This is a genomic window from Stenotrophomonas sp. Bg11-02 (assembly GCF_002836635.1).
Taxonomy (GTDB): domain Bacteria; phylum Pseudomonadota; class Gammaproteobacteria; order Xanthomonadales; family Xanthomonadaceae; genus Stenotrophomonas; species Stenotrophomonas lacuserhaii.
The window spans coordinates 1-20,342 of the sequence record NZ_PJAY01000068.1; the positions used below are offsets into that span (position 1 = coordinate 1).

The 20,342-nt window shown below is 66.4% G+C and carries 22 protein-coding genes; 18 read left to right on the forward strand and 4 right to left on the reverse strand.

Going from position 1 to position 20,342, the window contains the following annotated elements; all coding sequences use genetic code 11:
• On the forward strand, nucleotides 1-327 hold a 327-nt coding region (locus CXG43_RS15815; protein ID WP_198552986.1), incomplete at its 5' end, for a PhzF family phenazine biosynthesis protein.
• A gap of 66 nt (nucleotides 328-393) precedes the next feature.
• Here CXG43_RS15815 and CXG43_RS15820 read toward each other — a convergent pair.
• On the reverse strand, nucleotides 394-825 hold the full coding sequence (locus CXG43_RS15820) for an OsmC family protein (RefSeq protein WP_101100785.1): 432 nt from the start codon (nucleotides 823-825) through the stop codon (nucleotides 394-396).
• Nucleotides 826-1,175: 350 nt separating this feature from the next.
• On the opposite strand from CXG43_RS15820, the gene CXG43_RS15825 reads away from it, so the two are divergent.
• The 4 genes from CXG43_RS15825 (at nucleotide 1,176) to CXG43_RS15840 (ending at nucleotide 3,702) form a co-directional block, all read left to right on the forward strand.
• Complete coding sequence (locus CXG43_RS15825) at nucleotides 1,176-1,574, forward strand: HU family DNA-binding protein (protein ID WP_042612716.1); 399 nt, start codon at nucleotides 1,176-1,178, stop codon at nucleotides 1,572-1,574.
• A gap of 266 nt (nucleotides 1,575-1,840) precedes the next feature.
• Nucleotides 1,841-2,149 carry a DUF3861 family protein gene (locus CXG43_RS15830; RefSeq protein WP_101100786.1) on the forward strand — a complete coding sequence of 103 codons (309 nt, stop codon included), beginning with the start codon at nucleotides 1,841-1,843 and terminating at the stop codon, nucleotides 2,147-2,149.
• A gap of 351 nt (nucleotides 2,150-2,500) precedes the next feature.
• Complete coding sequence (locus CXG43_RS15835; RefSeq protein ID WP_101100787.1) at nucleotides 2,501-3,028, forward strand: hypothetical protein; 528 nt, start codon at nucleotides 2,501-2,503, stop codon at nucleotides 3,026-3,028.
• A 77-nt stretch (nucleotides 3,029-3,105) separates the two neighbouring features.
• A complete protein-coding gene (locus CXG43_RS15840) occupies nucleotides 3,106-3,702 on the forward strand; it encodes a DUF1439 domain-containing protein (RefSeq protein ID WP_101100942.1) in 597 nt (198 codons plus the stop codon).
• Between the two features lie 93 nt (nucleotides 3,703-3,795).
• Here the strand turns inward: CXG43_RS15840 and CXG43_RS15845 are convergent, their stop codons facing one another.
• Together CXG43_RS15845 and CXG43_RS15850 are read right to left on the reverse strand one after the other, a co-directional pair.
• Nucleotides 3,796-4,338 (reverse strand): type 1 glutamine amidotransferase domain-containing protein, encoded by a 543-nt coding sequence (locus tag CXG43_RS15845; protein WP_101100788.1) that lies wholly within the window; start codon nucleotides 4,336-4,338, stop codon nucleotides 3,796-3,798.
• 87 nt (nucleotides 4,339-4,425) lie between these two features.
• Nucleotides 4,426-4,893: an SET domain-containing protein-lysine N-methyltransferase gene (locus CXG43_RS15850; RefSeq protein WP_101100789.1), complete on the reverse strand. Its 468-nt coding sequence runs from the start codon at nucleotides 4,891-4,893 to the stop codon at nucleotides 4,426-4,428.
• Between the two features lie 195 nt (nucleotides 4,894-5,088).
• Between CXG43_RS15850 and CXG43_RS15855 the strand changes: the two genes are divergently transcribed.
• The 8 genes from CXG43_RS15855 (at nucleotide 5,089) to CXG43_RS15890 (ending at nucleotide 12,273) form a co-directional block, all read left to right on the forward strand.
• Nucleotides 5,089-5,544: an SUF system Fe-S cluster assembly regulator gene (locus tag CXG43_RS15855; RefSeq protein ID WP_042615235.1), complete on the forward strand. Its 456-nt coding sequence runs from the start codon at nucleotides 5,089-5,091 to the stop codon at nucleotides 5,542-5,544.
• 16 nt (nucleotides 5,545-5,560) lie between these two features.
• Nucleotides 5,561-7,036, forward strand: a complete 1,476-nt coding sequence (sufB, locus tag CXG43_RS15860; protein WP_101100790.1) for a Fe-S cluster assembly protein SufB — start codon at nucleotides 5,561-5,563, stop codon at nucleotides 7,034-7,036.
• An 81-nt stretch (nucleotides 7,037-7,117) separates the two neighbouring features.
• Nucleotides 7,118-7,882 (forward strand): Fe-S cluster assembly ATPase SufC, encoded by a 765-nt coding sequence (sufC, locus tag CXG43_RS15865; RefSeq protein ID WP_101100791.1) that lies wholly within the window; start codon nucleotides 7,118-7,120, stop codon nucleotides 7,880-7,882.
• Complete coding sequence (gene sufD / locus CXG43_RS15870) at nucleotides 7,882-9,144, forward strand: Fe-S cluster assembly protein SufD (protein ID WP_101100792.1); 1,263 nt, start codon at nucleotides 7,882-7,884, stop codon at nucleotides 9,142-9,144. Before sufC ends, sufD begins: the two co-directional genes overlap by 1 nt.
• A complete protein-coding gene (locus CXG43_RS15875) occupies nucleotides 9,141-10,397 on the forward strand; it encodes a cysteine desulfurase (protein WP_101100793.1) in 1,257 nt (418 codons plus the stop codon). Before sufD ends, CXG43_RS15875 begins: the two co-directional genes overlap by 4 nt.
• Nucleotides 10,398-10,436: 39 nt before the next feature.
• Complete coding sequence (locus CXG43_RS15880) at nucleotides 10,437-11,360, forward strand: hypothetical protein (RefSeq protein ID WP_157825127.1); 924 nt, start codon at nucleotides 10,437-10,439, stop codon at nucleotides 11,358-11,360.
• A gap of 44 nt (nucleotides 11,361-11,404) precedes the next feature.
• Nucleotides 11,405-11,944, forward strand: a complete 540-nt coding sequence (locus CXG43_RS15885; protein ID WP_101100795.1) for a GNAT family N-acetyltransferase — start codon at nucleotides 11,405-11,407, stop codon at nucleotides 11,942-11,944.
• On the forward strand, nucleotides 11,941-12,273 hold the full coding sequence (locus tag CXG43_RS15890) for a non-heme iron oxygenase ferredoxin subunit (protein ID WP_101100796.1): 333 nt from the start codon (nucleotides 11,941-11,943) through the stop codon (nucleotides 12,271-12,273). Before CXG43_RS15885 ends, CXG43_RS15890 begins: the two co-directional genes overlap by 4 nt.
• Here CXG43_RS15890 and CXG43_RS15895 read toward each other — a convergent pair.
• The gene (locus CXG43_RS15895) at nucleotides 12,270-13,361 is read right to left on the reverse strand and encodes an ornithine cyclodeaminase (RefSeq protein ID WP_101100797.1); all 1,092 of its coding nucleotides are present in this window, start codon (nucleotides 13,359-13,361) and stop codon (nucleotides 12,270-12,272) included. The genes CXG43_RS15890 and CXG43_RS15895 overlap by 4 nt on opposite strands.
• A gap of 412 nt (nucleotides 13,362-13,773) precedes the next feature.
• Between CXG43_RS15895 and CXG43_RS15900 the strand changes: the two genes are divergently transcribed.
• The 5 genes from CXG43_RS15900 to CXG43_RS15920 all read left to right on the forward strand — a co-directional run bounded on the left by CXG43_RS15900 (nucleotide 13,774) and on the right by CXG43_RS15920 (nucleotide 20,252).
• A complete protein-coding gene (locus CXG43_RS15900; RefSeq protein ID WP_157825296.1) occupies nucleotides 13,774-13,974 on the forward strand; it encodes a hypothetical protein in 201 nt (66 codons plus the stop codon).
• Between the two features lie 113 nt (nucleotides 13,975-14,087).
• Nucleotides 14,088-16,412: a catecholate siderophore receptor Fiu gene (locus tag CXG43_RS15905; protein ID WP_101100799.1), complete on the forward strand. Its 2,325-nt coding sequence runs from the start codon at nucleotides 14,088-14,090 to the stop codon at nucleotides 16,410-16,412.
• A 58-nt stretch (nucleotides 16,413-16,470) separates the two neighbouring features.
• A complete protein-coding gene (locus CXG43_RS15910) occupies nucleotides 16,471-17,148 on the forward strand; it encodes a Fe2+-dependent dioxygenase (protein WP_101100800.1) in 678 nt (225 codons plus the stop codon).
• A gap of 126 nt (nucleotides 17,149-17,274) precedes the next feature.
• Nucleotides 17,275-17,721, forward strand: a complete 447-nt coding sequence (locus CXG43_RS15915) for a hypothetical protein (protein WP_332870920.1) — start codon at nucleotides 17,275-17,277, stop codon at nucleotides 17,719-17,721.
• 149 nt (nucleotides 17,722-17,870) lie between these two features.
• Complete coding sequence (locus CXG43_RS15920; RefSeq protein ID WP_101100802.1) at nucleotides 17,871-20,252, forward strand: TonB-dependent receptor; 2,382 nt, start codon at nucleotides 17,871-17,873, stop codon at nucleotides 20,250-20,252.
• Nucleotides 20,253-20,342 lie beyond the last annotated feature (90 nt).

Sequence of the window (20,342 nt, forward strand, 5' to 3'; positions counted from 1 at the left end):
GAGTTGTGTATAAGAGCCAGGTCCACTGACAGCATGGGCGTGTTCGCGTATGCGCGCTGCAGCGGACAGCCCTGGGATTTGGCCGTGCGTGCCTTCGTCGGCAACGGCAGGCGCTTCGAGGATGCCGCCTCCGGTGCGGCCAACGCGGTGCTGGCGGCATGGCTGGACGAGCGTGGTGCACTGCCCGGCGGACGTCGTGACTATGTGGTCAGCCAGGGCCGCGAGGTCGGCCATGATGCACGCCTGCACCTGCATGTGGATGCAGAAGGCGAAGTGTGGTCCGGTGGCCAGATACAGACGGTCATCCGCGGCACGATCGATTGGTAGGCGGAAACAGGCGATCGACAGGCGGAAACGGGACGGCCAGCGGCCGTCCCTACCGCGTCTGCTACGTCAGAGCAGGGTGGCTTCCAGTGTTACCGGTACCGCGCTGAGTGCCTTGGACACCGGGCAGTTCTGCTTGGCATCGTCGGCGATGGCGCGGAACTTCTCCGCCTCGATTCCCGGCACCTTGGCCTTGACCTTCAGCGTGATCTGCGAAAGCTGCGGGCCGCCTTCCATCGACAGGTCGACCTGCGCTTCGGTGTCCAACGCCTCCGGCGGGAAGCCGGCTTCGGTCAGCTTGGCCGACAGCGCCATGGTGAAGCAGCCGGCGTGCGCGGCGGCGATCAGTTCTTCCGGGTTGGTGCCCTTCTCATCACCGAAGCGGCTGCTGAAGGCGTAGCGGGTGTTGTCCAGCAGGCCGCTCTGCGGCGTGCTCAACTGTCCCTTGCCGGTCTTCAGGTCACCTTCCCAGTGCGCGCTGGCGCGGCGTGAAATACCCATTGTGCAGCTCCTTCGGTTGAGTTCGGGACTTACCGTACGCAGGCCCGCGTTAGCGTCGCGTCGCTCTGCTGCGACGCGATGGCGCACGCCGTTCCGACGAACGGCCAGCATCCGCTCGCGCATTCCCCGGCGCGGGCGGAAAAGCGGATTTTTCCCTTCCAATTCCACGGCTTCAGTGCAACGAGCGTGGCCGAGCTGGGCGCCAAGCCCCCGACAAAGGTCGAGTGACAGCGAAAAAAGCAGGCTTTTCCGCGTATAACCTATTGGCGGCGCGGTGTAGTTGCCCTACATTGCGCTTGCCGACGGGGTCGGCACGACCAAACAACCAACCGTTCACGGAACAGGAAACCATGGCAAAGACCGCTAAGAAGGCTGCCCCGAAGAAGGCAGTAAAGAAAGTCGCTACCAAGGCAGCCGCCAAGCCGGCCGCGCCGAAGCCGATCAAGGACGTGCTGACCAAGTCCGGCCTGGTTGCACACATCGCTGAAGCGTCCGGCGTGGTCGCCAAGGACGTGCGCGCGGTACTGGCCTCGCTGGAAACCGCCGTTGCCTCTTCGGTGCACAAGAAGGGCGCGGGCAGCTTCACCCTGCCGGGCCTGCTGAAGATCACCACCGTCAGCGTCGCCGCCAAGCCGAAGCGCAAGGGCATCAACCCCTTCACCAAGGAAGAGCAGTGGTTCGCCGCCAAGCCGGCCACCACCAAGCTCAAGGTGCGCCCGCTGAAGAAGCTCAAGGACGCCGCGCTCTGATCGCGTAGGCATACCGGGTTTCACATCGCGAACGGGACGGCTGATGGCCGTCCCGTTCGTTTTTGCGGCCTCGCGTGCGGGCCGCAACACAGTGTGCCGTTGCCAGCCGATATCGCGCAGCCGCGCGTCAGGCGCTGCCCTGCAACGCGCCACAGCCGGTTGCAGCGGCCCACCTGCGGGACAATGGAACACTGCGTGCAGCCGGCCTGGTCGTAGTCCCTGCGTGGCAGCCCTATGGTGGATGCATCCCCCAATGGACGCCCGCCATGGCCAGCCCTTCCACCCGCTACCGCCTCACCGTCACGCCGATCGAAAAAGACGGCTTGCCGTGCAGCGGCCGCTGTACCATCGAAGTGGAGCATCGCGCACAGCGTGACTGGATGCGCCTGCTCGAAGGTGCTCCGCGGCTGGCTGGCTTCAGTGGCGACGAACGTGCGGCGGTGTTGATCGCCGCACAGATCCTGCGCGATGTCGTGCAGCGCCACGCCGACGAACCCAACCATCCGCTGGCCGCCCACGCGGTGAAGCTCAACACGGCGCTGGACGCCTTGGATAGCCTGCACGGCGCGGCGTGAGGTGTTTTGGCAACGGCAACAGCTGCAGGGTTGTTTGTGGGCGTGACGGGGCGGGTTGGCGGGAATCGCCGTGAATCCGCGCATGGAGGCTCGCCATCCGCTTGCTCGCCGGTGCAGTCCTGCACAGGCGGCAAGACCCGCGCTGGGCTCCTGCCCAGCCCGTCCGGCGCATGCGCCGGACCCATGCGGATGAGCGTTCCCGCCAACCCACCCCGCCCCACCTTCGACAGGGTCAATGGTGGCCATCTGGTAGCGCCGACCCATGGTCGGCGGCTTCTGGCAGGGAGCCTGATGGTCTCCGCCTCCATGCCGTGGCTACACTCAGGGCTTCTGTCCCGACGAGTGCGACCGATGCGCGTTGCCTGCTGGTTGTTCCCGATGCTGATGCTGCTGGGTGGGTGCCAGCGCGTGCCGGATGTCCCGCCCGCAGCAGACGGTTCGGTGGCCGAGCCACCTGCGGCCGCCCCGACGCGTGTGGCCGATTCCACTGCCGATGGCGCCGACGCGCTGCCGCTGCTGGCGGCAGTCGCCGCAGACGCGCCGGATCCGGGTGCAGTGGTGCGCACCTATGCCGTCCACCTGCTGCGCCGCGAGTTCGACAAGGCCGATGCCAACTGGATGATCGCCCCGCCGCCGGGCCGTGCCGACGATGCCGCATTGCGCGGACTGCGCGAGGTGCGCGATCTGAAAATCAACACCGACGCGCCCGTGCCGCGTGACCGGCAGCAGCCCACCCATCTCATCGAAGTGCCTGTGCGGATACGCGTCACTACCGCCACCACCACCCTGCGCTACGACGGCTGGTACCGGCTTGTGCCCGATCCGCAGCGCAGTGCCTGGCTGATCCAGTCAGCCAACCTGCAGCCGGTGCTGGACTGACCGGTCCACCACCATGCACGCGCGGTTCAGTGCAACCGGCTATCTTCTGCATGTCCTTACTTCAGATGGTCACGACCATGCGTCTTCGTCCGTTCTTCACCCGATTGGGCGCCGCCACGGTGCTGGTGGCCGCCGCCATTGGCGCACAGGCCGCGCCGTCCATCGAGGGTCGCCAATTGTCGGTGGGTGCCGGCGATGTGCAGCAGTACCTGGAAGGCAGCTTCCCACGCACCCAGGATGCGCTGGGCGGATTGATCGCCCTGACCATGAGCCACCCGCAGCTGACCCTGCCGGCCGGCGAACGCCTGAACCTGGGCATGGATATCGCCTTGGCGACCGCCGGAGGCGCGCCGGCCAAGCTGGGCACGGTGAAGTTGAGCAGTGGCCTGCGCTACGACCAGCAGACCCAGGGCTTCCACCTGCAGCAGCCGACGATGGAAGACTTCGTACCGGCACAGCAGGGCGCACGCCTGGATTCGCGTACCAAATCGCTGCTCAATGCATGGCTGGGCGATTACGCGCAGCGCGAGCCGATCTACCGCATCGACCCGGCCGTGGCGGGCCTGCTGGGCACGCTGCAGGTGCAGTCGGCGCAGGTGAAAAACGGCCGCCTGCAGGTCACCTTCAACCAGGATCTCGGCACGATGGTGCCGCCGGGGTTGCTGGGTAACTGATGGGGCCGGGTATCCGGCTGCGGCAGGGGTAACGCCGAGCATTCCCCGGCGCTACCCGACGGCCGGTTATCCGGCCGCGGATGGTCGCCGGTGTCAGGCTTCCAGGGCCTTGGCCAGTGCTTCGCTGAAGGCCGGGATGTCGTCGGGCTTGCGGCTGGTGATGAGGGTGCCGTCAACCACCGCTTCCTCATCGCGCCACTGCGCACCGGCATTTTCAAGATCCCGGCGCACCGATGGCCAGGACGTCACCTGCCGGCCCTTGGCCAGGCCCGTATCGATCAACAGCCACGGGCCGTGGCAGATCGCCGCGACCGGCTTGCCGGCCTTGCCGAAGGCTTCGATGAAGGCCAGCGCGGATGCATCGATGCGCAGGGTATCGGGGTTCATCTGCCCGCCGGGCAGCAACAGCGCATCGAAATCATCCGCGTTGGCGTCCGCCAGCGGCTGGTCGACGGTTACTTCCTCGCCCCAGTCTTTCTCCTTCCAGCCCTTGATGCTGCCTTCCTTCGCCGGGGAGACCACGCGGGTGGTCGCGCCCCAGCCTTCGAGCAGTTTCTTCGGATCGGTCAGTTCGGACTGCTCGAAACCGTGGGTGGCGAGGATGGCGATCTTCTTGCCTTCAAGACGCTGTGCCATGGGGATGCTCCGATTGGTAAAGGAACACCCAGCATCACCGCTTGTCCATGTTCCGGCGGTGATACCGATGTGGACAGCGCGTGCAACTCAGCGCTTGGGCTGCAGCATGGTCCCGGTGCATTTCTTCGAACCGCAGCGGCACTCCCAGACCTTCTTCAGACGGGCGGTGTGGCGCTCGGCCAGCGTGATGCCGTAGTTGTAGACCAGCTCCTCGCCGGGCGCGATATCGCGCAGCGTTTCAATGAACACCTTGTCCTCGCGCGGGTTGCCGTCCTCGCTTTCTTCGATAAGCGCCTCGCAGTTGGGCTCGCAGCTGTGGTTCATCCAGCGCGCTTCGTTGCCCTTGTAGTTGGCATCGATCACATAGTCGTCGTTCAGGGTGAACAGGAAGGTGTGGCCACTCTCCACGTCGCCGCTGTCATCGGCGTCGACGTCGGCATGGCTGCGCAGCAGGCCCTTGTACTGGATCACCCGCTCACCCTTCTTCAGGGCTGCGATGGCGAACACGCCGTTGCCGTGGATGGCGGATTTGCGGGCTTTGATCTTCTTCGGCATGGGCGCAGGGGCGTTCTGGAAAGAGGAGCGTTGATTCTCCCTTAATCTTCGTGATTGCCAAAATCATGGCCAAGCCGCACCATTGCGCGCTCGCCGCGCCCCCCACGGGTCGGCGCCCCGGACAGGTCCGGCTTGGACGCGGGCGCATAAAAGCGTACAATTTCGGTCCGCTTTGCAATCCAGCTGCAGACCCCCATGCTCCGCGTCACCAAGCTCACCGATTACGCCACCGTGGTACTGACCGTGCTCGCCGCTCGCCCGGCCGAGGTGCTCAGTGCGACCGAGCTGGCCGAGTTCACCGGCCTGGAACCGCCCACCGTCAGCAAGGTGCTCAAGCCGCTGGCGCAGGCCGGGCTGGTCGAAGGCCTGCGCGGCGTCCGCGGCGGCTACCGGCTGACCCGCGCGCCCGGCGAAATCTCGCTGTTCGAGGTGGTCGAGGCCATGGAAGGTCCGCTGGCGCTGACCGAATGCAGCCATGACAACCACCAGTGCAACATGGCGCCCAAGTGCGGTGCACGCAGCAGTTGGCGGCTGATCAACGACGTGGTGTCCGAGGCACTGCGTGCGGTCACCCTCGCCCAGATCCTCTCCCCCCTTCCCCTTGTTGACGACTCCCAGCGCCGCGCCATCGCGGCCGCTGTCGTCTCCTGATCCACAGGCAGCCCCCATGGCCACCGACATCATCGATACCGTCGTCAACGACGACACCCCCAACCGCGAGATCCACGAGCAGCTTGGCCGCAAGTATTCGGCCGGCTTCATCACGGACATCGAATCGGATTCCCTGCCGCCGGGCCTGGACGAGGACACCATCCGCGCCCTGTCGGCCAAGAAGGACGAGCCCGAGTGGATGACCGAGTGGCGCCTGCAGGCGTACCGCCATTTCCTCACCATGGCGATGCCGGACTGGGCCAAGCTGAAGATCGCACCGATCGACCTGCAGGGCCTGAGTTACTACTCCGCGCCGAAGGGTCCGAAGTACGCCTCGCTGGACGACGTGCCCAAGGAACTGCTGGATACCTACGACAAGCTGGGCGTACCGCTGCACGAGCGCGCCAAACTGGCCGGCGTGGCCGTGGATGCGGTGTTCGATTCGGTCTCCGTCGGCACCACCTTCCGCAAGGAGCTGGCCGAGAAGGGCGTGATCTTCTGCTCCATGTCCGAAGCGATCAAGGAGCACCCGGAACTGGTCAGGCAGTACCTGGGCACCGTGGTGCCGGTGGGCGACAACTACTTTGCCGCGCTCAATTCGGCGGTGTTCTCCGATGGCAGCTTCGTGTTCATCCCCAAGGGCGTGCGCTGCCCGATGGAACTGAGCACCTATTTCCGCATCAACGCCGGGCATACCGGACAGTTCGAACGCACGCTGATCATCTGCGAAGACAAGGCGTACGTTTCCTATCTGGAAGGCTGCACCGCGCCGATGCGCGATGAGAACCAGCTGCATGCCGCCGTGGTGGAACTGGTCACGCTGGAAGATGCGGAAATCAAGTATTCGACGGTGCAGAACTGGTACCCGGGCGATGAGAACGGCGTCGGTGGCATCTACAACTTCGTCACCAAGCGTGCCGAATGCCGTGGCGCGCGCAGCAAGGTCACCTGGACCCAGGTGGAGACCGGTTCGGCGATCACCTGGAAGTACCCGTCCTGCGTCCTGCTGGGCGACGATTCGGTGGGCGAGTTCCACTCGGTGGCGTTGACCCATCACCGCCAGCAGGCCGACACCGGCACCAAGATGATCCACGTCGGCAAGCGCACCAAGAGCAAGATCATCAGCAAGGGCATCAGCGCCGGCCGCGGCCAGAACACCTACCGTGGCCTGGTGAAGATCGAACGCGGCGCCGAAGGCGCGCGCAACTACACCCAGTGCGATTCGCTGCTGATCGGCAAGAAGTGCGGTGCGCACACCTTCCCGTACATCGAGGTCAAGAACCCCGGCGCGACGGTGGAACACGAAGCGACCACCTCGAAGATCTCCGACGACCAGCTGTTCTACTGCCGCGCGCGTGGCATCAGCCAGGAAGACGCGGTGTCGTTGATCGTGGACGGCTTCTGCAAGCAGGTCTTCCGCGAACTGCCGATGGAATTCGCGGTGGAAGCCAAGAAGCTGCTCGACGTCTCGCTGGAAGGCTCGGTGGGCTGAGGCCCACCCTGCCCCCGCGTACTGCATTCGAACCAACACATCATTGGCGGGCCCCGGGCCCGCACCACGGAACCCCCCACCATGCTGAAGATCGACAACCTCCACGCACGCATCGGCGACAAGGAAATCCTCAAGGGCCTGTCGCTGGACGTGAAGCCCGGCCAGGTGCACGCCATCATGGGCCCCAACGGTGCCGGCAAGTCCACGCTGGGCAACGTGCTGTCCGGCCGTGAAGGCTACGACGTGAGCGAAGGCAGCGTGCAGTTCGAAGACGCCGACCTGCTGCAGTTGTCGCCGGAAGAACGCGCGGCCGCTGGCCTGTTCCTGGCCTTCCAGTACCCGGTGGAAATCCCCGGCGTCAACAACACCTATTTCCTGCGTGCCGCGCTGAACGCACAGCGCAAGGCGCGCGGCCAGGAGGAACTGGATTCGATGCAGTTCCTGAAGCTGGTGCGGCAGAAGCTGGCCGTGCTGCACCTGAAGGACGAACTGCTGCATCGTGGCGTCAACGAAGGGTTCTCCGGCGGTGAGAAGAAGCGCAACGAGATCTTCCAGCTGGCCGTGCTGGAACCCAAGCTGGCGATCCTGGACGAGACCGATTCCGGCCTGGACATCGATGCACTGAAGAGCGTGGCCGACGGCGTCAACGCACTGCGCAGCCCGGAACGCTCGTTCCTGGTCATCACCCATTACCAGCGCCTGCTGGACTACATCAAGCCGGATTTCGTGCACGTACTGGCCGACGGCCGCATCGTGCAGTCCGGTGGACCAGAGCTGGCGCTGCAGCTGGAAGAGCACGGTTATGATTTCCTGAAAAACCGCGTGGTGCCGGAGGCAGCGGTCTGATGAGCGCATTGCTGGATTCATTGGCCACCACGTTCTGCGGCAGCGACACGCGCCGCGACGTGCTGGACGCCGCGCTGCGCGACGGCCTGCCAGGCCCACGCAGCGAAGCGTGGAAGTACACCTCGCTGCGCCAGCTGGAACGTCGCAGCTTCGCCGCCGCTCCGCTGGCCCCGCCGGCGCTGGATGTCGCCCTGCTCGATGACATTCCCGCCCCGCGCCTGGTGTTCGTCAACGGTCGCCTGCACGATGGCCTGAGCGACACCCACGGCCTGCCGGCCGGCGTGCAGCTGGAACCGCTGTCGGCCGCGTTGGCCGCCGACGAAGCAGGCGCGCGCGTGCTGGCCCGCCGCTATGAGCGCAGCGATGAGATCTTCGCCCGCCTCAACGCCGCACTGGCCGATGAAGGCGTGGTGCTGCGCGTGGACGAAGGCGTGCAGGTGGACGTGCCGCTGCAGCTGGTGTTCGCCAGCGTGGCCACCGGCAGCGACCTGGCCTGGCACCATCGCTCGCTGATCGAGCTCCGTGCCGGGGCCAGCCTGGGCATCGTCGAACACCACCTGCAGGCCGGCGATGCCGCCCACCTGGACAACAGCGTGGTGCATGTCCACCTTGCGCGCGAGGCGGTGCTCAAGCACGCCCGCCTGCAGGCCGGCAGCACCCGCCAGACCAGCTTCCTGCGCACCGATGCAGTGCTGGCGCGCGATGCGCAGTACCACCGCGTGGACCTGGAGCTGGGCGCCGCGCTCAGCCGCCACGAGCTCAACGTACGACTGGAAGGCGACAACGCACAGCTGACCGCCAATGGCGTGCTGCTGGGCACCGGCCGCCGCCACGTGGACACCCGCCTGGGCATCGAGCACATCGCGCGTGACACCCGCTGCGAGCTGCTGTGGCGCGGCATAGCCGCCAACCGCAGCCGCGTGGTCTTCCACGGTGGCATCCATATCCGCGAAGGGGCCGACGGCACCGACGCCAACCTGTCCAACAAGAACCTGCTGCTGTCGGCCGATGCCGAGATCGATACCCAGCCCACGCTGGTGATCGACGCCGAAGAGGTCAAGGCCGCGCACGGCGCCACCGTCGGCCAGCTCGATCCCAATGCGCTGTTCTACCTGCGCTCGCGCGGGTTGCCGCAGGAGCAGGCACAGGCCCTGTTGAGCGCTGCGTTCTGCCATGAGCCGCTGAAGATCCTCCCGGACGCGCTGCGCGAGCAGCTGGGCCGCCGGCTGGACCGCGCCCTGTCCGAGGCAGGCGTGGCATGAACCTGTCCACGCCGCGCCCGCAGGCCGAAACCGGCGCCGCCCCGGACTGGGACCGCGTGCGGCAGGACTTCCCGCTGCTGATGCGCGAGGTGCACGGCAAGCCGCTGGTCTACTTCGACAACGCCAACACCGGCCAGAAGCCGGTGCAGGTGATCGGCGCGGTGGACGAGTTCTACCGCCGCTACAACGCCAACGTCAGCCGTGCGGTGCATGCACTGGGCACCGAGGCCACCGATGCCTACGAAGGCGCGCGCAACAAGCTGGCGCGCTTCCTCAACGTGCGCGCCAGCGAGCTGGTGCTGTGCAGCGGCACCACCTTCGCACTGAACCTGGTGGCGTATTCCTGGGCGCTGCCGCGGCTGAAGGCCGGCGATGTCATCCTGGTGTCGCGGATGGAGCACCACGCCAACATCGTGCCGTGGCAGCTGGTGGCCGAACGCACCGGCGCCACCGTGCGCGTGGCGGAGATCAGCCCGGATGGATCGCTGGACCTGGACGCCCTGCGCCGCGCCATGACCGCCGAGGTCAAGCTGTTGGCCGTTGCGCACGTCTCCAACGTGCTGGGCACGGTCAACCCGGTGCGCGAGATCTGCCGCGAGGCCCGCAAGCGCGGCATCATCACCGTGGTCGACGGCTCGCAGGCGGTGCCGCACCGGAAGGTCGACGTGGCCGCGATCGGCTGTGATTTCTATGCCATCACCGGCCACAAGATGTGCGGGCCGACCGGCACCGGCGCGCTGTGGGCACGCCGCGAGCACCTGGATGCCATGCCGCCGTTCCTCGGCGGCGGCGAGATGATCAAGGAAGTCAGCTTCGACGGCACCGTGTTCAACGATGCCCCGCACAAGTTCGAAGCCGGCACGCCGAACATCGCCGGCTTTATCGGGCTGGGCGTGGCGGTGGATTACCTGGAATCGCTGGGCCTGGCCCACGTGGAAGCCCGCGAAGCCGAACTGCTGGCACATTTCACCGAAGAACTGCAGAAGGTCGACGGCCTGCGCATCTTTGGTACCGCTCCGGACAAGGCGGCCGTGGTGTCCTTCCTGGTGGACGGTGCACATGCCCACGACCTGGCCACCCTGCTGGACCTGGAAGGCGTGGCGATCCGTTCGGGCCAGCATTGCGCGCATCCGCTGCTGCAGTACTACGGCGTTGCCGCGACCTGCCGCGCGTCGTTGGCGTTCTACAACACGCACGAAGAAATCGAACGCTTCATCATGGCCCTGAACAAGGTCCGCAAGCTGCTCGGTTGAGGCAGACAGCGCCACGCCCGCCGTGGCCGTCGGAATCCAATGCCTGCGTGGCCCCTGCTGATCGGGCGGCAGCGGAAAGCGCGGGCCGACACGTCGTCGAACGTCATCACCGAAGCCCTCGCCCCGGCCTGGCGCGCTTGGCTGATGCGCTCACCGCTGCACGGCGGGATGCTGTGCGGGCCATCCGGCGTTCCGGGAGTTGTAACGATGATCCGTCCACTTGCCCTGCTGCTACTGCTGTGGTCGCCCTTGGCGGCACTCGCCGCATCGTGTGAGCAGTCCTTTCAGAGGAAGGTGCTCCAGACCCGCGCGGCGGGTCGGACGGTGCTTTTCACCTTTCCCTCCGCACCGGGGCCGGCAGCAGCGGATCGGCGCGAGAGCGAGCACCTGGACTGGGTCCGCGCCAATACCCCGTGGAATGCCAGGCAGATCCTTGTGAACCACGACGATATCCTGCGCGACGCCTTGACCCGGACTCCACCGGGCAGCGCATCGCGGCCGTCACTTGAGAAATCCATCCGCAATGACGAACGCATCCTGTCCGGCGCGATCGGCCGCTTCCGTGCGCCCAGCTGCATGGACCAGGTCGCGTTCCGGGAGTTTCTGCAGCTCGTCGACCTGAGGAAGAGCCCGCAGGAGTTCCTTGCTTATGTCCACAGCCAGGGCATGGCCAAGGTGATGATCGCCGATTTCGATGACAAGCCAGACGGCGTGATCGGGGTAAGTCCTTCGCCGCGCCTGCTTGCCGAACAGGCACGTCTGCAGGCGGAGGGCTGGACCTATCATGCCCACCTGCACAACCACCCTTTCATGTTCAACAGCTCGACCGGAGACATGGGCCCCATAGCGCCCAGCGCGCCGGACATCGGAAGCTACAAGGCCGGCAATCCCGACGTCGCGTGGATCACCAATGGCGTGGAAGTCTTCGAGGTCAAACGCGCCGAGTACCAGCAACTGGAATGAACCCAGTCTGTTACCGGCTCGCTGGCGGATTTACACTGGGACGCATGACCACGCTGACCTTCCGTGCCGCCACGCCGGCCGACATCCCCGCCCTCATCGAACTTGTCACCTCGGCCTACCGCGGTGATGCCAGCCGCGCCGGGTGGACCACCGAAGCCGACATGCTGGATGGGGCACGCATCGACGCCGAAGGGCTGCAGGCGGACATCGCGCGCCCGCGCTCCACCATCCTGCTCGCCGAACGCGCGGGTCGGCTGGTGGCCTGCGCCCACGTCGCCGACGGCGGTGAGCATGGCTACTTCGGCATGTTCGCCGTGGCGCCCAGCGAGCAGGGCAGTGGCCTGGGCAAGCAGGTCATTGCCGAAGCAGAGGCGCATGGCGTGCGCGAATGGGGCCTGGCCAGCATGCTGATGACCGTGATCGACATCCGCGAGGAGCTGATCGCCTTCTACGAGCGCCGTGGCTATCGCCGCACCGGCATCAAGAAGCCCTTCCCGTATGGTGACGAGCGGTTTGGCATTCCCAAGCGCGATGACCTGCAGTTCGAGATCCTGGAAAAACACCTGCAGGAGCCGGCGCGATGAGTACTGCCTGGACCTTCGTCTGCGCCAGCACCGACCTGCTGCCGGGCGAGATGAAAAGCGTGTTCGACGAGGTCACCGGTACGCCGATCGTAGTGTTCAACCTGGACGGCGAGCTGTATGCGCTGGAAGACCAGTGCACCCATGAAGAGTTCGAACTGTCCTCCGGTGAGTTCAATACCGCAGAGGGCAGCATCGAATGCGTCCTGCATGGCGCCCGCTTCGATGTGCGCGACGGGCGCGCCCTGTGCGCACCCGCCTACAGCCCTGCGCCGAAGTTCCCGGTGAAACGCGAACACGACGCGGTGTGGACGCGGGACGACCGCGATTAGGCACGGCCGGGGGGCGGCGGCGGCGCCGTGGTATGTGCCGTACCCGCGGCGGCGGCACCCTGCTCGTACAGCCACTGGGCAAGGTAGAGATCCAGCACGGGCAGCCCTACGCACGTCATCAACGCGGGCCGCGCCAACACGGCGCCGTTGCCGAGCGTGCGGTCGTGCAGGCTGCGTATCCTGAACAAGCCGCCGAGATCGGACAGGCGCAGGTTCTGCCGCGAGAAGTAGAGCGGCAGGCTCTGCGAATTGCGATGGCACACGCTGGCCACGTCATCGCAGATCACGGAGCCTCGCGCCAGCACCGCTTCGATGAAGGACACCGGCAGCTCGTCACCGCCAAGGTGCAGCACGGCTACGTCCGGGTGCAACCGGTCGACGGGCACGATGGGACTTCCGGCGTTGGTGGCGGTGATGACCAGATCGACGTGCCCTGGATCATCGTCGCCGCTACGCACATCCAGCCCGGTGCGGGCTGCTGCTGCGGCAGCGAAAGCCTGTGCGCTCGGCGGACGGCGGCTGCACACGTGGATCTGGTTGATCCGATGGGCGTGGTGCGCGTGGAGGTCATCGACTACGCAATCGGCGATCGGCCCCGCGCCGTACAGGCAGATGGACAACCGCTCCCTGTGGGCGAGCAGCAGGTCGACAGCGATCGAGGCGTAAGCTCCCGTCCTGCCGGCGGACACGGCCGTGCCGTCGAACTGGGCCAGCGGGGTCATGGTCAGTTTGTCGTACAGGATCAGTTGCGACTGCGAACGCGGCAGGCCCAGGGCGTGGTTGCAGGCATTGGAGCCGACGATCTTGACCGCGCAGTACCTGGCATTCGCACTCACCAGGGCATTCAATTTCCAGTTCAGCCGCTGGTTGCCCGGGCAGGATTCAGCGGCGGACCGACCCAGCAGCACCGCCAGTTCGTCATCGTGAGGCTGCAACACCACCTTGTCGCCGTAAGCGATGCCTTCGCCCATGTCGGCCATGGCACGACGGGCCAGCCTGCCGATGGTGCGGGGATCCAGGCCGGCAGCGGACCCGCTGGCGGATTCAGGGACTGTCGAGATGTCCCCTCTGTGAAGTGGAAACTGCATGCGGATGGACCGTTCACGCCGGAATTGGCTTGGGAGAGGCTAGATGCCCTCGCCCTGCAGATTCCTTGACGTAATGCCCTGTGCTGCGGGGATGCGCCGTATCAGTACGGTGTTTCAAGGTTTTCCTGACCGGAGCCGTGCCCCGACGCTCAACTGACTGCAATGGCACATGCGAATGGTTCGCGTTACTGCTACGATTTGTAACGCTATGTAACTGGACCCATGCTGCGTGAATGCTGGCCTGCCCTCTCCTGCCACATCCTCCTCCCTTCCTGGTCAAGGGAAATGGCTGGCGTGGGCGGTGGTCATGGTGCTGCTGCTTTGGCAAGCCGCCAGCTCCGGCCCAACCCCGGTGCACGCCGGTGGACACAGCGCCACGCCACGTTCCGGCAGCCCGGCGCCCGATCAGGGATTGCCTTTCGAACAGGCCTTGGCAACCGCCGAAGTGGAATCCGAGCCCGGGCGCAGCAAGCCGTCCGGCGGCAATCCGAACGCGGGTACTGCCCTGCTGCAAAGCCGGCCACGCAACGCGCAGGTGCCCGGTGAGGCGCTGGCCTTCCATGCGCAACCGCCCCGTCGCCCGCTGGGCCAGGCGCCTCCGGCCCTGACCTGACGGCCGTCGCCCTGCGGCGCCGGCAATGCTCTCTTTCGCACGCCGGCCGATGGCCACGCGTTGCCCAGTCATCGCCTGGCGGGTAGCTACCCGCCATCACTGAATTCCTGCCCATGACCCCGATCAAAAGCCGCAAGCACGCTTCGGCGTTCCGTCCCCTGCCGCTGGCCACAGCCAGCCTCGCTGCGGGCCTCGGCCTGGCCGCCCTGCCCTCGCTGGCCTACGCCGAAGGCAACGACGGCGCCCGCACGCTGGACAAGGTGGACGTGCATGCAACCCGCGGCTACAAGGCCGACAAAGTCGCCTCGCCGAAGTTCACCCAGTCGCTGCAGGACACCCCGCAGACCATCCAGGTGATCACCGCGGACCTGTTCAACCAGCAGGGCGCCACCACCCTGACCGAAGCGCTGCGCAACAGCCCGGGCGTCGGCACCTTCTTCGTCGGCGAGAACGGCAACACCGCCATCGGTGATGCGCTGTACATGCGGGGCTTCGACACCTCCAGCAGCCTGTTCGTCGATGGCGTGCGTGACCTGGGCTCCATCTCGCGCGATGTGTTCAACACCGAACAGGTGGAGATCACCAAGGGCCCTGCCGGCACCGACAACGGACGCTCGGCGCCCACCGGTGCGATCAACATGGTCAGCAAGCAGGCCACGTTGCACGATGAAGTGTCCGGCACTGCCAGCCTGGGCAGCGACCAGCAGCGCCGCGCCACGGCCGACTGGAACCAGGCGCTGGGGGCCACCAGTGCGCTGCGCCTGAACGCCATGTGGCAGGACAGCGACCAGCCCGGCCGCGACCACGTCAACCAGTCCCGCTGGGGCATCGCGCCGTCACTGGCGTTCGGCCTGGGCACCGACACCTGCTACGTCCTCAACCTGCTTTACGTGGACCAGGACAACGTGCCCGATGGCGGCGTGCCCACCCTCGGCCTGCCCGGCTGGATCCCGCAGCCCACCCTGGAAGCGCTGGCCGGCAACCCGGTGGATCCGAAGAACTTCTACGGCACGCGCGCCGACCATGACGATGTCACCGCGAAGATGGCCACCTTCCGCATCGAGCATGACTTCAACGATGCCGTGCGCCTGACCAATACCGCGCGCTGGGGCCGCACGGACCAGGACTATCTGCTCACTGCGTTCATGGGCACCGGTACCCGCGGCAGCAACGGCGCACCCACCGGCAACATCCGTTACACCGACCGCAACGACCTGTCCACCTATTCCATCGCGCGCAGCCTGCCCACGCTGAAGGACCAGCGCAATACCCTGCTGACCGACCAGCTCAACCTGCGCGCCGACTTCGCCACCGGCGCCATCGCGCACAACCTGAGCACCGGGCTGGAGTTCACCCGCGAAGAGATGGACAGCTTCGGCCAGGCCGTCACCGGCGGCAGCAGCTGGCCGGCCGCGAACCTGTACACCCCGGACTGGAACGTCGGCGGCCTGACCTGGGCGCACAACGGCGCCGATGCGCATGGCCGGACCACCACCTGGTCGGCCTACGTGTTCGACACCCTGCACCTGGCCGAAAGCCTGCTGCTGACCGCCGGCGTGCGCGCCGACCACTACGACACCCGCTACGCCAGTTCGGTGGTCTGCGGCGGCCGTGCGGGTCCAGCGTGCGGCACCCATCCGGTCGGCACCGTACTGCAGACGCCGACCCTGGAAGCATCGGACACGCTGCTGAACTGGAAGCTCGGCGTGCTGTACAAGGCCGGCGATACGGCCAGCGTCTACGCCAACTACGCGCTGTCGCAGCAGCCGCCGGGCGGCAGCAATTTCGCCCTCAGCAGTTCGGCCAGCAGCCTGGACAATCCGCGCCTGGATCCGCAGGAAGCAAAGACCTTGGAAGTCGGCAGCAAGTGGGCCTTCCTCGATGACGCGCTGGCACTGAACCTGGCGATCTTCCAGACCGACGTGGAGAACGAGATCAATACCCAGGTGCTGGACGATGCCGGCAACCCGACCCAGACCGGCAGCAAGCGGGTCAAGGGCGTGGAGCTGTCCGCGGTGGGCCGTATCACCGACAACTGGTCATTGTCAGCCGGTTACAGCCACCTGGATACCGAGGTCAAGGAAGGCGCCAACGTGGCCGCAGACGGTACCAGCAACCTGACCTACACCCCCGACGACGCCTTCACTGCGTGGAGCACCTATCAGCTGCCGTTCGGGCTGACGCTGGGCGGCGGCGTGCGCTACAGCAGCGCCATGCACCGTGGCACCGATGGCGCGGTCGGAACGCCCTCCTTCACCAAGTCGTACACCGTGTATGACGCCGTGCTTTCGTACGCGGTGAACGAAGCGCTGGTGCTGCGCTTGAACGCGTACAACGTGTTCGACAAGCAGTACGTGGCTGCGATCAACAAGAGCGGCTACCGTTACACCCCGGGCACCCCGCGTACGTTCCTGCTCAGCGCGGATTTCCGTTTCTGAGCCGGCGGCGCGGGAAGCCGGATGCTTCCCGCGCCCTCTCCCCTATCGGACGAACATCATGCTGCTGCATATTCCCAACGTGCTCACCGCCGAGGAACTCGGCCAGCTGCAGGGGCCGCTGGACCAGGCCGAGTGGACCGACGGCCGCGAGACCGTCGGCCGGCAGGGTGCACAGGTCAAGCGCAACCAGCAGCTGCCCGATGGCTCGCCGCTGAAAGCGCAGTTGGGCGAGAAGGTGCTGGCGGCCCTGCAGCGCAACCCGCTGTTCTTCGCCGCCGCACTGCCGTTGAAGATCCTGCCGCCACGCTTCAACCGTTACCAGGGTGGCGGTAGCTATGGCTTCCATGTCGATGGCGCGGTGATGGCCCATGGCGCGCAGGGGCACCTGCGTTCGGACGTGTCCTGCACCCTGTTCCTGTCAGCACCGGAAGCCTACGACGGGGGCGAGCTGGTCATCAGCGATACCTACGGCGAGCACGAGGTGAAGCTGCCGGCCGGCGACCTGATCCTGTATCCCTCCAGCAGCCTGCACCAGGTCAACCCGGTGACCCGCGGTGCACGCATCACCTCGTTCTTCTGGGTACAGAGCATGGTCCGCGACGACAGCCAGCGCCGCCTGCTGTGGGAGATGGACACCTCCATCGAGCGGCTGCGGCACAGCCAGGCCGATGCCGCCGCCGTGCTGCAGCTGAGTGGGGTGTACCACAACCTGTTGCGCCGCTGGAGCGAGGTCTGACCCGCCGCTACGCCGCTTGTTGAAGCTTTCGCAAACCGTTCTCATTTGCAACGGCGAACGACTCTCACTACAATCACGCCCTGTGCACGCCGCGCTCCGCCGGCGGCCACTTTTCCGGGGCCCACCTTGCGTCATCCGCACCGCCACCATCAGCTCGGCGCCGCCATGCGCGGCCAGCGTCCTGCGCTGGCCAGCCTGCTGGCATGGGTAGCGATGCTGGCGATGCTGCTGGGCTCGCTGCCGCTGCTCGCACCGAGCGCCGACCCGAATGCGCCGTCGGCGCTGCTGCAGGCGCCGCTGCCGGTGGAAGACCGCGGCGGTGGCGAGCTGCCGCTGTACGAACAGGCACCGGCCAAGCTGCGCCGTGCATCACTGGCCGACGAAGCCCCTGCGGCGCAGACCACACCAGACCGGACCGGTGCCATCGCCGTGCTGGGCTGGAGCGTGCTGGCGCGCACGCCCAGCGACGCAGCTGTGCGTTCCCACGACTGGCGCCATGCCAGCGCGCAACCGCCACGCGCAGATGCGCCTGGACGCCGCCAGCAACGCGGCCAAGCGCCCCCGCTGGCCTGATCCGCCTTCCGCGTGGGCCCTGACCGGGGCGTGCGCGTCGATCGCTTCTGTCGCATTCGTCACCTGTCGGCCCGGACCGGGCCCTTCGCACCGCACCGCGCCTCCGGCGTCGGCCGCGGCGCTTTCCAGCACCCTTTGGAGTTACTGCCATGGCCCAGCGCCATCGTCTGCGTTCGCCCGCTTCCCGCACCGTCCTGTCCAGCGCCCTGTTGTGCGCCCTGGCTGCCCCGGCCTTCGCCGAAGTCGCCGCGCCGCGCACCCTGGACCAGGTGGTGGTCACCGCGTCCGGCTTCGAACAGAAGATCACCGATGCGCCGGCCAGCATCTCGGTCATCACCCGCGAAGAACTGGCCACGCGCCCGTACATGACCCTGCTCGATGCGGTGCGTGACCTGGAAGGCGTGGACGTCGGCGAGACCCGCGACAAGACCGGCCAAGGCTCGGTTTCCATGCGTGGCATGGGCTCGGATTACACCCTGTTGCTGATCAACGGCCGCCGCCAGAACAACCACGGCGACATCTACCCGAACAACTTCGGCGGCAACCAGTTCAACCACATCCCGCCGCTGGATGCGATCGAGCGCATCGAAGTGATCCGCGGCCCCGCCTCCACCCTGTACGGCGCCGACGCGATGGGCGGTGTGATCAACGTGATCACCAAGCGCGCGCTGGACAGCTGGCACGGTTCGGCCACCATCGGCCGCACCTTCGAAACCGACGACCAGTTCGGCGATGACAGCACCGTCGATGCCTTCATCACCGGCCCGCTGCTGCCGGGTGTGCTGAACCTCAGCGCGCGTGCCAGCTGGTATGACCGCAAGGCGTCCAACCCGGTGTATTCGCCGTCCACCGATCCGGCCGGCGTGGAGCACACCCGCCCGCTGGGCTTCGGTGCCGGCGGCAAGACCGTGGACAACACCAACAAGTCCGGCGGCGTCAGCCTGGAGTGGAATGCCACCGATGCCCAGCGCATCACCCTGGACTTCGATACCTCGCGCCAGGAATACGACAACTCGATCAAGATCAACGACGCCGGCGTGGAGGAGTACCCGGTCGGCACCGTCGATGGCATCGCCTCGATCTGGCGCGGCAACTCCACCACCTGCATCACCCGCCGCAACTGCACGCGCGCCGATCCGCGCGTCGGCTACAGCGCCAGCCAGGAGTTCACCCGCGATGCGTGGGCACTGACCCACGAGGGTGACTGGAGCTTCGGCCGCAGCCTGGTGTCGCTGGCCCACGTGGCCACCAACAACGATGGCCGCACCATGCCGTTCACCGTGGACGAGCGCCGCCAGCTGCTGCAGATGCTCAACGGCACCGGGGCTTATGTCGGCCAGACCGAGGCGCAGCGCCGCGCCGCCGCCGAAGCCGCCTTCCTGCCGCGTCCCAAGCGCACGCTGGAAAGCGCGCAGTACACCCTGGATGCCAAGCTGGACATCCCGTTCCAGGCTGCCGGCGAACACATCGCCGTGGTCGGCGCGCAGGTGATCCGCGGTGAGCTGACCGACGGGGTGTTCGGCATGGAAAGCGGCAATCCCGGCCAGGTCCAGGACCACAACATGTACTCGCTGTTCGCCGAGGACACCTGGAACATCACTGCACCGTTCGCGCTCACCTACGGCCTGCGTTTCGATGACCATGAAGTGTTCGGCAACCACCTCAGCCCGCGCCTGTACGGTGTGTACACGCTCAACGAAGCGTGGACGGTCAAGGGCGGCGTCAGCACTGGATTCAAGACCCCAAAGACCACCCAGCTGTACGACGGGGTGACCGGCTTCGGTGGCCAGGGCACGTCGCCCATGTACGGCAACCCGGACCTGCAGCCGGAAACCAGCACCAGCACCGAACTGGCGGTGTACTGGCAGCACCCGCAGGGCCACAGCGCCAACGCCACCGTGTTCCACAACAAGTTCGACGACAAGATCGCCTCGCAGCCGTGCGGCCCCGGTTTCGCGCTGGCCTGCAGCAGCAGCGGCGAGTACGCCGAACTGGGCTATGCCAGCAGCTCGCGCACGGTGAACATCGACGAGGTGGTGATCCAGGGCGCGGAAGTGGCCGGCCGTTGGGAGATCAGCGAACGCTTCGCGCTGCGCGCCAACTACACCTATACCGACAGCGAACAGAAGAGCGGCGCGGAGAAGGGCCTGCCGCTGGGCAACAGTGCCAAGCACATGGCCAACGCCACCTTCGACTGGCAGGCCAGCGAGCGCTTGAACGTGTTCCTGACCGGTGAAATGCGCTCCAAGCGCTACCGCGGGGTCAGCGCCATCACCAGCCAGCCGCTGTACTACAAGGATTACACCGTGCTGCACCTGGGCGCGTCCTACCAGGCGACCGAATGGCTGACCGTCAACGCGCGCATCAACAATCTGCTGGACCGCGATTTCACTACCTACCAGGCCACCTTCACCGACCTGGATGGCAACGGCGGCTATGCCGATGGCACCAACGAAGTGCTGGTCGAGGATGACTACAACAACAAGGACAAGGCCCGCAGCGTGTGGGTGAGCCTGAACGTCTCGTTCTGACGGGCTGGGTAGTGCCGGCCGCTGGCCGTCATTACCCATCCAATTGCGAACAATTCTCATCAATGCTGTAATGCCCCCTCTCCCTGAGCC